A 14,547-nucleotide genomic window follows, 5' to 3' on the forward strand; every position below is an offset into this window, starting at 1 on the left:
AGACATAGGTAATGACAGGAAAAGTGGGGGTTAGGGATGTCCTCTAAAGGTGTTGATTGGGAATATTGCGATCCGAATGGGATTAGTGTGCCGAATGGGTGTTTCTTTGGTTTACCCTATTCGCTGGAGGAGGCGGAAGTTGTGTTTTTGCCGGTTCCTTGGGATGTGACGACTTCTTATGGAGAAGGAGCGGCCCAGGGGCCACAAGCGATTTTAGAGGCTTCGGTACAGTTGGATTGGTATGATTTTGATGTGCCGAAGGCTTGGAAGATTCCGTTGGGGACTCTAGGGATTGATGGGGAGATTTTAGCCGAAAATGGCCGAATGCGGGCGATCGCCAAGCAGATTATTGAGCATCTGGAAGCAGGGGGGAAAAGTGACGATCCGGCGATCGCTCCCTCCTTAGCTCAGGTTAATCAAGCCTCTGCGGATCTCAATGATTGGGTTTATACCCAAAGCCAAAACTATCTAGAGCAAGGGAAGCTCGTGGCAGTTGTCGGAGGCGATCATAGTGCGCCTCTGGGATTAATGCAGGCTCTGGGTCAGCAGTATCAAGACTATGGCATTTTACAAATTGATGCCCATGCCGATCTCCGTCAAGCCTATGAGGGATTTATTTATTCTCATGCTTCAATTATGGATAATGCTCTGAAGATTCCCCAGGTTAGTCGCTTGGTTCAGGTGGGCATTCGGGATGTATGCGAGGCAGAAATGGAGCGGGTAGGGGGCGATCGCCGCATTGTTGCCTTTGATGATTGGCAGCTCAAAGCTAACGCCTATCAAGGTATTCCTTGGGCAACTCAATGCCGGAAAATCATCTCTCATTTACCGGATCGGGTTTATATTAGCTTTGATATTGACGGCTTGAATCCTACTTATTGCCCCCATACGGGCACACCTGTACCAGGGGGATTAGAGTTTAATGAAGCCATTTATTTAATGCGATCTTTGGTTCAAGCAGGCAAAACCATTATTGGATTTGATGTCTGCGAAGTTGCTCCAGGTGATACTGGAGATCAGTGGGATGGCAATGTGGGAGCCAGAATTCTCTATAAATTAGCCTGTTTAAGCCAGTTTAGGAAAACAGAGAGATCTGCTCATCCCCAGTGGCGAACAGTTGATTGATTTTTTGGCGCACCCAAGTGAAGGGGTGATTGGAAGTTTTGCCCAGGACTTGGTTATAACTTTGATAAGCTTGGTTGTATTGTTGCAAATGATGGAGACATACGCCCCGAAACAGTTGCAGGGTTGAGTCTTGAGGATTGAGACTCAAAGCTTCTTCAAAACTCCAGAGGGCTTTTTGATAGTGGTGGAGATGGGTACAAGCGCATCCTCGCTGAATCCAAAGGTCGATGTTTTGCGGATCGAAGATCAGAGCGCGGTCAAAATGACCGATCGCCTCTACATAGTTCCCTTCTTCCACACAGCGCTCGGCTTTTTGGGCGTAGTTTTGGCTCATTAATGTTTTCGTCATAGCTTTTCTCATTTTTTATACTGATTTTCACATGAGGATTCATCGTTGAGCGCTAGGATTTCATAGATTAAATACGCTCCTACTGGTCAGTATCTTACGAGAAAAGAAAAATGGGGATAAGGGTATCACCCCCTACGGGAGTCAGATCGCTCTAGAAATATTGTTTATGGAATATAACGTGAATTTACTGATGTTGATTGAGTAATTCTAGAACAATTTTGGGAGGAACTAGGGTATTTGCACATAAAATCCCCGAAGCCGCAACCGCAGGAACCCCAATTCCCGGTAGGGTACTATCACCGACTCGGTATAATCCCGGAATTGGCGTATGGCAACTGGGCCAGGTTCCTTGTCCGGGGGAGATCGCCGGCCCATAGGTTCCCTGATAGCGACGCAGATAGTGGGAGTGAGTCAGGGGAGTACCCACCAGCTCTAAAACGATGCGCTCTCGGATATCGGGAATCACTCGCTCTACAGCTCGATAGAGGGGTTGGGATTTGACGAATTTGCGATCGCCATACTCTTGATTTCGATTCCATCCGGCAAAGGGTTCTAAGGTATAGGCATGAAGACAATGATGGCCTTCTGGGGCCAGACTTTTATCCCAGACAGAAGGAATGGAAATCATACAGGTATTGCCGGGGGTGGTAATATCAATCTCTTCAGAATGGACGACCACATGATGGCCGGTTAACCCCTCTAAGCCATCAGCGCGAATGCCGAGATGTAGGTGCATAAAGCTCTCTACCGCAGGCGTGGATAACTGTTGCTGGCGATAGTGACTGGGCAGATCGTCTGGGGAGAGGAGGTGAGTATAAGTATCCCAAAGGGTGGCATTAGAAATGACAATGGGGGCAGTTAGTGTTTCGTTGCGTCGTAACTGCACCCCTGCTACTCGTCCTTGCTCGATCAGGATTTTTTCCACATGAGTCCCTAGTCTCAGTTGGCCACCCCATCGGGTTAATCCTCTCACGAGGGCATTAATAATGGCTTCACTACCGCCAAGGGGATAATCTACCACGGAGCGATCGCGCTCCCCCAACATAAAGGCCACTTCAGGTGCTACGGTTCCCTCAGCTTTGAGACCAGAAAGTAAAAAGCATTCAAGATCGATCAACCGTTTGACCCAAGGATCTCGAACGGTACTCTGTAAGATCTGGCCCGCAGAACCATTAATGAGGCCTAGATGGGGGAGTAGTTGCAACAAGGCAGGTAAATACCGAGTTGCTAAAATGGGGAGCAGTTTCCAGTCAGAGCGTAGAGCAATTGTGGGAATCTGACTGAGCGCGTTGTAGAGATCCAGAAGCGGTTTTTGAAAGGCGAGCAGTTCCTTGGCTCCTTGGGGAGTAATTTGGGCTAAGGCTTCTTGATAGCGATCGCTCTGACAATATATAGGTAAGGTAGCATCCGGGAAATGATAATGGCCCAAGGGGTTATAGGCGATCGCCTCCACCGGTTCGCCCAAAATCTTTAGCACTTGGCACAGAGGATTGAGGGAATGGCGATCGCCCAAGCCACAATAAAAAGACGGCCCCGTATCAAACCGAAACCCTTGGCGGACAAACCCATGGGCCGCTCCTCCAGCTACTCCATGACTTTCACACACAATTACCCGTTTGCCATAGTAAGCCAGCAGGGCCCCCGCCACTAACCCCCCAATTCCACTACCAATGACCACCACATCTGCGTCTGACATCCTTCCATCCTTAATCCTACTTGTACACTTCACATTTCTACTATGCAAAGCCTAGAAAATTTCACTGAAAAAGTTGCCCTAGATACATAAATAAACTATAATAGGACAAATAAGTTTTAATAGTTCTTTAAATTCAGGTGACCCCAAGGTAAACTCATTTGAAGACCTATTAAAAATGTTACGATCGGATGCTCTAAAACCGAGTTTCCGATTGGCTCGGAAAGGCTCAAGCAACACCTAAGCTTTTCAAATTCCATCACTATTTTAGAGTTTCAAGAGGCAACAGCGATGAATTTCCGTTATCGCGGCATACAATATGAACGCGCTCTACCTTCTGTAAAGAGTTCTGAAGAAAACAGTCTACCGGAATCGACGATGCCCCAATCGTCTTTATCTTCCTCTCTGGACTTACAAACCCTACAGCTCTACAAGACTGTAATCGTCTTGATTGTGGCCTTGATGGCTGGGGTCGCGTCATTAGTCATTTGACAGCATTGATTGATAAGAAGTGAGTGGTTACTCTCCTCCCCATTAGACGGACTTTTGATGTCAAAAAAAATTGAAGTCATCCTAGGGATCTAACGGGGTTCGTCACCAGAAAGCAACCGAGACCTAAGTTTTTAAGTTTTAAAGGCCATGTAAGGCCCCTTTTCGGCCAATTTCAGACATTTGCATAAAAATATCTTGCGAACTTTGAGCTTCAGCATTATCAGGAGGACTGAGTTGGAGATAAGTCCCATCAGGCTGAAGTTCCCAAGCATGGCGGTTATCAGCAAGCATAACGCCGAGAATTTCTTGTACATCTTTTTGGATCTCTGGATCGTCGATAGGGGTAATGGCTTCTACCCGTCGGTCGAGGTTGCGCGGCATCCAATCTGCACTACCAATATAGGACTCTTCAGCGCCTTGGTTGTGGAAGTAGAAGATCCGAGCATGTTCTAAGAAGCGACCGACAATACTAATCACCCGAATGCGATCGCTCACCCCTGGGATTCCGGGGCGCAAACAACAAATTCCCCGTATAATTAGGTCGATTTGTACACCCGCCTGAGACGCTTTATAGAGCGCTGCAATAATTTTAGGATCGACCAGAGAGTTCATTTTCGCCACAATTCGAGCATGGTGGCCATTGCGAGCATGTTCGATTTCCCGCTCGATCAACTCCATCATCCGCGATCGCAAATTCACCGGAGCCACCAATAACTTGCGATAAGACCGTTGTCGAGAATATCCGGTCAAAAAATTAAACAAATCCGTCAAATCTGCCCCTAACTCATCCCTACAGGACAAAATCCCCAAATCTGTATATAACTTAGCCGTTTTTGGATTATAGTTTCCCGTACCAATATGCACATAACGGCGCATCCGATCCGAATCTCGGCGTACCACCAACACCACCTTCGTATGGGTTTTCAATCCCACCAACCCATATACCACATGCACCCCAGCACTCTCCAAGGTTCTGGCCCATTGAATATTATTCTCCTCATCAAATCGAGCCTTTAATTCCACCAAGGCCACCACTTGCTTCCGATTTTCTGCCGCCGCAATCAAAGCCTTCACAATGGGAGAATCTCCAGACGTTCGATACAACGTCATTTTAATCGCCACCACTTTCGGATCGTGGGCTGCTTCCGTAATAAACCGTTGTACCGTAGAACTAAAAGACTCATAGGGATGATGGAAAAACAAATCCCGCTCGCGAATTAACTCAAAAATGCTTTGACCCTCTTCTTGTTCCAGAGAAAATGGATCGCTTTGTAGCTCTCGTAAGGTATGAAGATGATGAGGGATTCTAGGCGACCATTCTGGATCTTTAAGATGGGGGAGAGGCAGAGCCATCAAGCTCATCAAATCTCCTAAACCGACTAATCCTTCCACCTCATAAACATCTTCTTCTTTTAAGAACATTTCCCGGATTAACATCTCACGAATCTTAGGGGGCGTATTCACCATGATTTCCATACGCACGACCAACCCACCAATGCGACGTTTACGCAATTCTTGTTCAATGGCTAAAAGCAAATCGTCGGCTTCATCTTCTTGCACGGATAGATCGGCATTGCGAGTAATCCGGAAGGGATAATACTCTTGGATGTTCATGCCGGGGAATAATGGTTCCAGATTATGGGCAATAATTTGTTCTAAGGGAACCCCCATCCAACGAATTTTAGCGCGATCGTCGGAAGGATTATATAACTCAGAAGGTAATTCTAAAAACCGAGCCAATGTTCTCGGCACTTTGACCCTGGCAAAATGATCTTCATTGGTTTCTGGATCGTTAACAAGAACGGCTAAATTGAGGCTGCGATTGGAAATATAGGGAAACGGATGGCTGGGATCGACAGCTAGAGGAGTTAAAATGGGGAAAATTTGCTTTTCAAAATACTCTTGATAATAGAGACGTTGTTCTGGGGTCAGATCGATATAATCAACTAAATAAATTCCTTCTTCAATTAGCTTGGGCTTAAGAGTTTGGTGAAAATGTTGATGTTGTTTTTGTACGGTGGGATGCAATTGTTGGCTAATTTCTAGCAGTTGTTGTTCTGGGGTACGGCCATCGGCTGTCAATCGATGAACTTGTGCTTCCACTTGTTTTTTCAATCCTGCAACTCGAACCATGAAGAATTCATCAAGATTGCTGCTAAAAATGCCGAGAAATTTCAAGCATTCTAATAAGGGAGTTCTCGGATCAAAGGCTTCATGTAATACTCGTTTGTTAAATTCTAGCCAACTGAGTTCTCGATTAAAGTAGTATTGGGGATCTGCGAGATTAATGGTGGGGGTGGATTTTTTGGATTTAGGCATTATGAATAGGAGGTAAGTCAGCACAGGAAAGGAAACCCCCTATCTCACCTGATGTAAAGAGGTGGGCTGGGTGAGTTGGGGGATTTATTCGTATTTTACCCTATTGAGAGAGATACTAGAATGGGATTAAGTCAGGATTAAGTTGAAATCAAGGACTTATTAAATTTTGACGAGAATCGAGTCTAGGCGATCGCCGAAATCGCAAAAACATGACCTTTCCAGGCGGGAATATCTAAATAGAGTCCTTGGGTGGATAACTCCTGGCCTTGCCGTTCATAATGGGCGGAACTGATTAAATCTTGGAGTGTGTAGGAAATGGGTTGCCAATTCCAGGGAAGATGGACATAACATTGTCCGGGATAGGGGGCATAATTGACGACTACTAGCACCCGTTCTTGGGGTTCTGTGTGCCAGCCAAAGGCAATAAAATTAGCTGAAGTGCCGTTATATTCCCAGGCTGGCAAGCAATCCAGGAGTTGCCAGTTGCCTTCACGTAGTACGGGATGAGATAAGGTTTGTAGCAGTTGCTCGTAGAAGCGTTCTAAGGCAGGATTGGGGGTTTGTTTGCCACTGCGACAGAGATGGATGGAGACTTTTTGTGTCCATCCTTGCAGTTGCCCATGGTGGAAAAATCTTAATCCTGGACAGAGATAGGTGAGCAGAGCGGCGGCTTGATGGCTACCGAAGGGAAATGTACCGGCAGCGCGGGGTTCATCATGATTTTCTAGGAAGCGGACGGAGCGCTGTTGATAGTCGATGGAGGCGCTGAAATGTTCGCGCACGGGAGAAGCTCGTTGGCTGTGGAGGCGATCGTAGAGACGTTTGTCGTAGGTATAGTCAAAGCCTTGCTGTTGCAGTGTCCATTCTAAGCCCCAATAGACTTCTGCCATGAAGGTAAAGTCGGGGTGCTGTTGTTTCACTTCCCGAATGGCTGGGGGCCAAAAGGAGTGGGCGATAATGCCCCAGGTGCGGCGAAAAATGTCGGGCAAGATGAGCATGGCCATGTCACACCGGACTCCATCGCAGAGTTGGGCAATGTGGAGTAATTCGGTTTTCATGGCGCTTAATAGGGCTGGGTTGCCATAGTTGAGTTGTAGGGTATCGGGCCAACCAGAGAAGTAGGGGTCTCGTCCATGGGCAAAAATCCCGTGGTGGGGAATTTCCATGTAGTTTTGGGGTTCCTGTTGCCGGTCTTCTGGGGTTCCTTGGATGTAGAAGTTGGGATGCTCTTGTACCCAGGGATGATCGGGGGCGGTATGGTTGGGGACAAAATCGAGGAGGAGTTTGAGTCCTCGTTGGTGCAGGCGATCGCGAAATTCTTGCAGTGCAGAGGCCTCTCCAAAGTTGGGATGCAGTTGATAGGCTTTGATGGCAAAACAAGATCCACAAATGTCGCTCTCGGTGAGATCGGGTAGGAGTTCTTTGTACTCCCTCACCCATTCGGGGTTGGTGCGCGACACTTGCGGGCCGATGGTTCCCGTTTCCCAGATGCCTAGGGCATAAATCCAGTCAAATCCGAGTTGTGCCCAGCGATCGAGTTCACTGTCGGGGATGTCGTTTAGAGTTGTCGGACGGTTTAATTCTTGGGAAAGATCGTGGAGTCGCAGGCGGATATTGAGTTGATAAAGGGTTGGATTCACAGTTAAGAATATTAAAGGACGTTTAATCAGACAAGCGTAAACTAAAGCAAGATTTAAGTTTATGGGTTTATTGTATCGTGGCGTACTGCACCAATTATCATTATCGGTGTGAACTGGAGGCTCATCCTGATGGATGGGGGGATGGGGGAATAGGGGGATAGGGGGAGCGAACAACAGATGGCGATCGCGTAGGGTTGCACTTCCATTGCCCAATGGGTAGGATTTATACGGTTCTGTTTAAATTGAGTGGAATCGAGAAAGCTGCCCCAATGAATAACCCTGTTTCAGTTTCCCCGTCTATGTTTAAACCCCGTCGTCAGAGGAAAAAGTGGTTTTGGAAATTAGCTCTGTTGTTAGCGATATTCTCGTTGAGTTACAAAGTCATTAAGAGTCATTTCCAGCAACCTGACGCGATTTTAGTCTTAGGGGGTTCGGTGGTGCGGGAACAGTTCGCGGCTGATTTTGCTCGCCAACATGGGCATTTAGAGATCTGGATTTCTGGGGGGAGTAATCCTGAATACGCTCAATGGTTATTTATGGAAGCGGGGATTAGTTTGGAGCGGCTCCATTTAGATTATGAAGCGGTGGATACGGTGACGAATTTCACCACTTTGGTGGATGAGTTTAAGTCTAGGGGGATTGACAGCGTTTATCTAATTACTTCAGACGATCATATGCGCCGCGCTCAGGTGATTGGTCAAATTGTGTTTGGCAGTCGGGGAATTGAGTATAAACCGTTATCTGTGCCGTCGGGACGGGAACCGGAACCGATGGAGAAGGTGGTGCGTGATGGGGCGAGGTCGATTTTGTGGGTGATGACGGGGAAAACGGGATCGGGTTGGAAAGAGTGGATCAAATTAAGAATTAAAAATTAAAACTGGGTATGGGTTTGGGACGTTACCTGTCTATTTACCGATAAGATAGGCCTTATAAATGGGGAATTTTAAGAAAACCTATAGCAAACCTAATTAGTATAGTACCCAGTTCAACTGTAGGGGCCTGTGGGTGTTCTAGATTTGGGTATAACCCGCCCCTACAGGGCTTAAGACTATCATTGGCCATCACGCCGTTTATCATACGTGAAGAAATAAGATAAAATTCCCATGCCTTCCCCATTCCCTGGAATGAATCCCTATCTGGAGTATCCAGACCTCTGGTCTGAAGTGCATAGCCGTCGTAGGTGCGCCCAAAACATCGGCAAATTAGGAGGCGTTGGTTGTGATTGAAGGGGATCTATAGCGCTTCGCGCTAGGGAATAGGGAATAAGCTCAGAGAATGGGGGTTGATTGGGGGGGGTTAGGGGCGATCGCTCTGAAAATTGCCCTAGGTATATCGCCACACGAGTATTTTAGTTTACCATAGTATCAATCCATTGAGTTAGGAGAGACCTATGGTTTAATGCTATAGCTAGTCTCAATGAGTTGTGCAAGTGGAAATGCCCTCTCCCTAAATCCCTCTCCCACGAGAGAGGGACTTTTCCCCTTCTCCTGCGGGAGAAGGGGGTAGGGGGATGAGGGGCGGCCATTACATAACTCATTTAGGTTTGCTATAATATGGTTAGGGTTAATAAAAGTATAAATGAACGGATGGAAAAGAATAACCTAGGAACTTTAATTGAAATTAATCCAAAACTACTGCAAGAAGCTCTCGATTTAAGTAACTATCCTACACCTACGGAACTAATTGAAGCAGCTTTGCAAGAGTATATTCAACGTCAAAGACAGCTGGATGACCGAGAAGAGTTTGCTTCTTTGCTACAAAAAACCTGCAAAGATCTGAATGATGAAACTGAGTTGAAAGTTCTTTTATTAGGGATGGGAGATGATGTCAATAGTGTCGTTGAAGATTTTTTAGATTTGGATTTTAATGTGAGAAAATCAAATGTAGATAAAGACGGAAATCCTTGCGATATCTTTATTTTTGATCTGGTTAAGGAAATTGAGGATATTCTTGATCCCTTGGGCCGCCAATTAGGTGATAATCCTGATAGTTTAGAGACGCTACCCAAATGGGTGAAAGATGATTATCCAGAATGGTATCAAAAATATGTTGATTTGATAGAATCGAACAAGAAAAAGTAGGGGCGGGTTTATCCACATTTTAGGACACACACCAATCCTATCAAGTCCGCTTAATCAACCCTAATTAAGTCATTGCGTTAGGGAAGCTTGCGCGAAGCGCGAACGGAACGCAGTGAAGTGAAGCAATCTCTGCCATCTCGCTAGTCTTGGCGATTGCTTCCCTCCGGTCGCAATGACAACTGATTCACCGGACATCATATCAATGTCGTAAACCCGCCCATCCCAACCATACCGGCAATTGATTGATTCCGGCGAAGACCAGAAACCCGGTTTCTTCAAGAAACCGGGTTTCTAGACATGGGTGGGGGAAGGTTTAGGGAATTGATGGGTGGGTGTTCTAGATTGGGGTTAAACCTGCCCCTACAAAAATTGGTAATAATGCATTAACCCGCCCCCACCATGGGTAAACCTGCGAAATTATCCGCGCTCCAGTTCGGCAATGTCCAACATCGTCTTCAACACTGAATCCGGATTCAAACTGATTGAATCAATGCCTAACTCGACTAAAAAGCGGGCGAACTCTGGATAATCACTCGGTGCTTGACCGCAGATGCCGATTTTTCGACCTTCGGCTTTTGCGGTTTCAATGGCCATTTTTACCATCCGTTTAACGGCTTCATTGCGTTCGTCAAATAAGGGCGCAACTAACCCGGAATCTCGGTCTAAGCCTAATGTCAGTTGGGTTAAATCGTTGGAACCAATGGAAAAACCATCAAAGACTTGGGCAAATTCAGAGGCTAAAATCACGTTGCTGGGTAACTCGCACATCACATAAACTTGCAAGCCATGTTTACCCCGTTTCAGTCCATGTTTCGCCATTTCTACTAACACTTTGCGCCCTTCTTCTGGAGTCCGACAGAAGGGAATCATGGGGATAGCATTGACTAATCCCATGTCATCGCGAACCCGTTTTAAGGCTTGGCATTCTAGGGCAAAGGCTTCCCGATATTGGGGGTCGTAATAGCGGGAGGCTCCGCGCCAGCCAATCATGGGGTTTTCTTCCTGCGGTTCAAATTGACGACCGCCTAAAAGATTGGCGTATTCGTTGCTCTTGAAGTCGGAAAGGCGGATAATGACGGGATGGGGATAAAATGCGGCTGCGATCGCCCCCATACCATAGGCTAACCGATCCACAAAGAAATCGGGTTTATAGGGATAATGGGCTGTAAGTTCCTCAATCTCGACCTTCACATCCGCATCTTCGAGGTCGTCAAAGTGAAGGAGCGCCAAGGGATGGGTCTTGATTTGATTGGCAATAATGAACTCTAGACGAGCTAAACCGACTCCATCACAGGGTATGGCTGATAACCGGAATGCCTCCTCTGGGTTGCCCACATTCATGAGAATCTGCGTGCGAGTTCGAGGTAAATCATTTAACACCGTTTCCTGCACTTCAAAGGGTAACAAACCAGCGTAAACATTGCCCTGTTCCCCTTCGGCACAGGAGACGGTAATTTCTTGACCATTGCTCAACCGCTCGGTCGCTTTTTCACACCCGACAACGGCCGGAATCCCCATTTCTCTGGCAATAATGGCGGCGTGGCAGGTGCGTCCCCCGGTATTAGTGACGATCGCGCTCGCTTTCTTCATGATTGGCTCCCAATCGGGATCGGTGCGATGGGTAACCAGCACTTCCCCGGACTGGAATTGATCGATTTGCGACACATCCAGAATCACCCGTGCGGGGCCGGAGGCGATCGCCTCTCCCACTGCTCGACCTTGCACCAATAGCTCTCCCGCCTCTTTCAATTGATAATGGCGCAACACCTGGCTCGACTTCTGGGACTGCACCGTTTCCGGCCGCGCTTGCACAATAAACAACTGCCCGGTTTTCCCATCTTTGGCCCATTCAATGTCCATCGGCGTATAGGTTTGCCGCAATTGGGAATAATGATCCTCAATCATCACGGCCCAATCCCCTAACTTGAGAATCTCCTCATCCGTCAGGGCAAACTGCTGTTGACGCATCCACGGAACCGGAACAATTTTCGTCGCATGGTTGCCATCCTGACGATAGACCATTTTAATCGCCTTACGACCCAGACGTTTCTGCAAAATCGGCTTGAACCCTTCGCGCAATGTGGGTTTAAACACCAGATATTCATCCGGGTTTACCGATCCTTGCACCACGGTTTCTCCTAACCCATAGGCAGCCGTAATCAGAGCGGTGTTCTTAAATCCCGTTTCTGGGTCGATGGAAAACATCACCCCGGAAGTCGCCAGGTCAGAGCGTACCATTTTTTGCACGCCTACAGAGAGGGCGACCTCAAAATGGTCAAAGCCTTTATGGGTGCGATAGGAAATGGCGCGATCGGTGAACAGGGACGCAAAGCAGCGATGAACCGCTTTAATGACCTCATTTAAGCCAGAAATATTCAGATAGGTGTCCTGTTGACCGGCAAAACTGGCATCGGGTAAATCTTCTGCGGTGGCTGAAGAGCGCACTGCCACATCGGGATCTTTGCCGTAGAGTTCTCCTAAGCGCTGATAGGCAACGGCGATCGCCATTTCGATGTCTTTCGGGAATTTAGTATTGAGAATGAGCGATCGCGCCTTAGCTGCTCGCTGACGCAACAATGGCCCATTCTCCACATCCAAATCCGTCAACAGTTCCCGCAGTTGCGGCTCTAACCCCGCCGACGAGATAAAATAACGGTAAGCATGAGCTGTAATGGCAAATCCTTGGGGCACATTAATCCCTTTGGGCGTTAACTGACCGATCAGTTCTCCTAACGACGCATTTTTACCGCCAACTAAACCAATATCATTTAAACCGACTTGATCGAACCACAGGATCAAGGCATTTTGTTTCCACAATACCAAAGCCTTGGCTTTAGCTTCTTGGGTATAAGCATTTGTTAAAGCAACAGTTTTTAACATTTTTTTGATCTCTCCAAAAACTGGAATAATAGAGGCAAAAGGCAACAGGCAACAGGCAACAGTTACAGCACGTTGCTCTGCTCTGCGACACATATCGATCCCCCTAAATCCCCCTTAAAAAGGGGGACTTTTATTGCCCCCCCCTTAAAAAGGGGGACTTTCGCTGCCTCCCCTTAAAAAGGGGGACTTTCGCTGCCTCCCCTTAAAAAGGGGGACTTTTATTGCCTCCCCTTAAAAAGGGGGACTTTCGCTGCCCCCCTTTTTAAGGGGGGTTGGGGGGATCTTCGCCTATCGAATCAAAGAGGTAAATTGAATCAAAGAGATAAAGATTCCAAAAATGAATTAAGGGGGGTAGAGAGTGGGAAGCAGTGCCACCTCTACCGGGAATCTTTACCTGAAAATAGAATGGGATAAAAGGGACTTAAAAATTGATCCCTGAATGTTAAAAAGCAATTTCAAAATGGATTATCTCAATTCTAGCAAACAAATTGTCAATGAGACAAGAGAATGTTGCTGATTTGTAACAGAAAAACCAAACTCAATTACGGATATAAACCGCGATCGCTCAAAGCCTGAGCCACACGACCCACACCCAACGTATACGCCGCCAACCGTAACGGAATTCCCCGGTTTTGAGACTCTTCATAAACCCGATGATACGCCCGTACCATCAAGCCTTCCATCTCCTGGTTTACCCGTTCCTCATCCCAAAATACATAGGACTGGCCTTGTACCCATTCCAGATAGCTGACCACCACACCACCGGCATTAGCCAAAATATCCGGTAAAACCGTAATACCGCGACTTTGCAACAGTTGATCTGCAACCAGCGTCACCGGCCCATTTGCCGCTTCTGCCACAATTTGCGCTTGAATCTGAGCCGCATTGTCTTCCGTAATCTGATTTTCCAGAGCTGCTGGAATTAAGACATCACAAGGCAAAGTTAACAGTTCCTCATTAGTAATGAGTTCGCCACCGGGGAAGTTACCCATCGGCTGATGATGTTCAACCACATGCTGATACAAAGCGGGAATATCTAAGCCATTTTCGGCAAACACGCCACCGGAAACATTAGAAACTGCTAACACTTTAGCGCCTGCTTCATGGAGTAACAGAGCAGCCGCACTACCCACATTACCGAAGCCTTGAATGACCACAGAAGCACCCGCCAAGGGTTTCCCCTGTTGCGCCAAAGCTTCCCGCACCACAATCATCACCCCTCGACCAGTTGCCTGTTGTCGTCCCTTGGAACCGCCTACAGACAAGGGTTTACCCGTGACAATTCCGGGAACCGCATGACCGACATTCATGGAATAGGTATCCATCATCCAAGCCATTTCCCGCGCCGAAGTCCCCATATCGGGAGCCGGAATATCAACAGCCGGGCCAATATCCTTAATCAGTTCGCTGGTATAGCGGCGGGTAATGCGCTCTAGCTCACCCACGCTATATTGATTCGGGTCAATGGCAATACCGCCTTTAGCTCCGCCGTAGGGAATCCCCAGTAAGGCACATTTCCAGGTCATCAGCATGGCCAAAGATGAGACTTCCTGCAAGGTGACGGAGGGATGATAGCGCGTTCCTCCTTTGTAAGGGCCGAGAACATCGCAATGTTGGACTCGGTGTCCGGCTAAAACTTCTACTACTCCGGTATCAAGCTTAACGGGAATCGAAACCGTGACGACTTTACGGGGATTTTCCAAAACCACCAGAATACCCGGATCGATATTAAGTTCAGAACCGGCTTGCTGTAAGTAACTACAGGTGCGATCCATAGGGCAAATATGGGCCGGAGTTGGAGGCTGGGGCATCTTAACTGAGGTGTTCATCATCAGAGTTTACCTCTTATGCATGGTGTTAATTCAACCTTATAGCTCTACACTAGCTCAGAATTATAAAGAAAATCAAAAAACTGTAAATTTCGTAACAATTTGATATTATTTAACATAATTCTCATAATTCCGGTCT

10 protein-coding genes and 1 pseudogene are annotated in these 14,547 nt (G+C 47.2%); 5 read left to right on the plus strand and 6 right to left on the minus strand.

From position 1 onward, the window contains the following. Positions 1–36 precede the first annotated feature (36 nt). Positions 37–1,125: an agmatinase family protein gene (locus PMG25_RS02850; protein ID WP_283765400.1), complete on the plus strand. Its 1,089-nt coding sequence runs from the start codon at positions 37–39 to the stop codon at positions 1,123–1,125. Here PMG25_RS02850 and PMG25_RS02855 read toward each other — a convergent pair. Together PMG25_RS02855 and PMG25_RS02860 are read right to left on the minus strand one after the other, a co-directional pair. Continuing rightward, positions 1,076–1,474 carry a tetratricopeptide repeat protein gene (locus PMG25_RS02855; protein ID WP_283765401.1) on the minus strand — a complete coding sequence of 133 codons (399 nt, stop codon included), beginning with the start codon at positions 1,472–1,474 and terminating at the stop codon, positions 1,076–1,078. The genes PMG25_RS02850 and PMG25_RS02855 overlap by 50 nt on opposite strands. A gap of 184 nt (positions 1,475–1,658) precedes the next feature. Beyond that, entirely contained in the window at positions 1,659–3,170 is a 1,512-nt protein-coding gene (locus tag PMG25_RS02860) for a phytoene desaturase family protein (protein WP_283765402.1), read from the minus strand. Between the two features lie 288 nt (positions 3,171–3,458). Here PMG25_RS02860 and PMG25_RS02865 point away from each other — a divergent pair, with 288 nt between their 5' ends. Continuing rightward, positions 3,459–3,659, plus strand: coding sequence for a hypothetical protein (locus tag PMG25_RS02865; RefSeq protein WP_283765403.1), 201 nt, complete (start codon positions 3,459–3,461; stop codon positions 3,657–3,659). Between the two features lie 138 nt (positions 3,660–3,797). On the opposite strand, the gene ppk1 is transcribed toward PMG25_RS02865, so the two are convergent. Further along, on the minus strand, positions 3,798–5,978 hold the full coding sequence (gene ppk1 / locus PMG25_RS02870; RefSeq protein WP_283765404.1) for a polyphosphate kinase 1: 2,181 nt from the start codon (positions 5,976–5,978) through the stop codon (positions 3,798–3,800). A gap of 182 nt (positions 5,979–6,160) precedes the next feature. Further along, positions 6,161–7,831: an alpha-amylase family glycosyl hydrolase gene (locus PMG25_RS02875; protein ID WP_283765405.1), complete on the minus strand. Its 1,671-nt coding sequence runs from the start codon at positions 7,829–7,831 to the stop codon at positions 6,161–6,163. A gap of 86 nt (positions 7,832–7,917) precedes the next feature. Here PMG25_RS02875 and PMG25_RS02880 point away from each other — a divergent pair, with 86 nt between their 5' ends. The 3 genes and pseudogenes from PMG25_RS02880 to PMG25_RS02890 all read left to right on the plus strand — a co-directional run bounded on the left by PMG25_RS02880 (position 7,918) and on the right by PMG25_RS02890 (position 9,699). After that, the gene (locus tag PMG25_RS02880; protein WP_283765406.1) at positions 7,918–8,493 is read left to right on the plus strand and encodes a YdcF family protein; all 576 of its coding nucleotides are present in this window, start codon (positions 7,918–7,920) and stop codon (positions 8,491–8,493) included. A 228-nt stretch (positions 8,494–8,721) separates the two neighbouring features. Then, positions 8,722–8,793 (plus strand): annotated as a pseudogene (locus tag PMG25_RS24375) (DUF4058 family protein); the annotation flags it as partial. Between the two features lie 411 nt (positions 8,794–9,204). Then, the gene (locus tag PMG25_RS02890; protein WP_283765408.1) at positions 9,205–9,699 is read left to right on the plus strand and encodes a type II toxin-antitoxin system VapB family antitoxin; all 495 of its coding nucleotides are present in this window, start codon (positions 9,205–9,207) and stop codon (positions 9,697–9,699) included. A 417-nt stretch (positions 9,700–10,116) separates the two neighbouring features. Here the strand turns inward: PMG25_RS02890 and ppsA are convergent, their stop codons facing one another. After that, on the minus strand, positions 10,117–12,579 hold the full coding sequence (ppsA, locus tag PMG25_RS02895; RefSeq protein ID WP_283765409.1) for a phosphoenolpyruvate synthase: 2,463 nt from the start codon (positions 12,577–12,579) through the stop codon (positions 10,117–10,119). 542 nt (positions 12,580–13,121) lie between these two features. Then, on the minus strand, positions 13,122–14,411 hold the full coding sequence (locus PMG25_RS02900; protein ID WP_283765410.1) for a Glu/Leu/Phe/Val family dehydrogenase: 1,290 nt from the start codon (positions 14,409–14,411) through the stop codon (positions 13,122–13,124). Positions 14,412–14,547: the final 136 nt, after the last annotated feature.

This window comes from Roseofilum capinflatum BLCC-M114 (assembly GCF_030068505.1).
GTDB lineage: Bacteria > Cyanobacteriota > Cyanobacteriia > Cyanobacteriales > Desertifilaceae > Roseofilum > Roseofilum capinflatum.

What these genes read in the sequence shown, in the direction of transcription:
- PMG25_RS02850 (WP_283765400.1), top strand. Translation starts at nt 37, where the DNA reads ATGTCCTCTAAAGGTGTTGATTGGGAATATTGCGATCCGAATGGGATT.
- PMG25_RS02855 (WP_283765401.1), bottom strand. Translation starts at nt 1,474, where the DNA reads ATGACGAAAACATTAATGAGCCAAAACTACGCCCAAAAAGCCGAGCGC.
- PMG25_RS02860 (WP_283765402.1), bottom strand. Translation starts at nt 3,170, where the DNA reads ATGTCAGACGCAGATGTGGTGGTCATTGGTAGTGGAATTGGGGGGTTA.
- PMG25_RS02865 (WP_283765403.1), top strand. Translation starts at nt 3,459, where the DNA reads ATGAATTTCCGTTATCGCGGCATACAATATGAACGCGCTCTACCTTCT.
- ppk1 (WP_283765404.1), bottom strand. Translation starts at nt 5,978, where the DNA reads ATGCCTAAATCCAAAAAATCCACCCCCACCATTAATCTCGCAGATCCC.
- PMG25_RS02880 (WP_283765406.1), top strand. Translation starts at nt 7,918, where the DNA reads ATGTTTAAACCCCGTCGTCAGAGGAAAAAGTGGTTTTGGAAATTAGCT.
- PMG25_RS02890 (WP_283765408.1), top strand. Translation starts at nt 9,205, where the DNA reads ATGGAAAAGAATAACCTAGGAACTTTAATTGAAATTAATCCAAAACTA.
- ppsA (WP_283765409.1), bottom strand. Translation starts at nt 12,579, where the DNA reads ATGTTAAAAACTGTTGCTTTAACAAATGCTTATACCCAAGAAGCTAAA.
- PMG25_RS02900 (WP_283765410.1), bottom strand. Translation starts at nt 14,411, where the DNA reads ATGATGAACACCTCAGTTAAGATGCCCCAGCCTCCAACTCCGGCCCAT.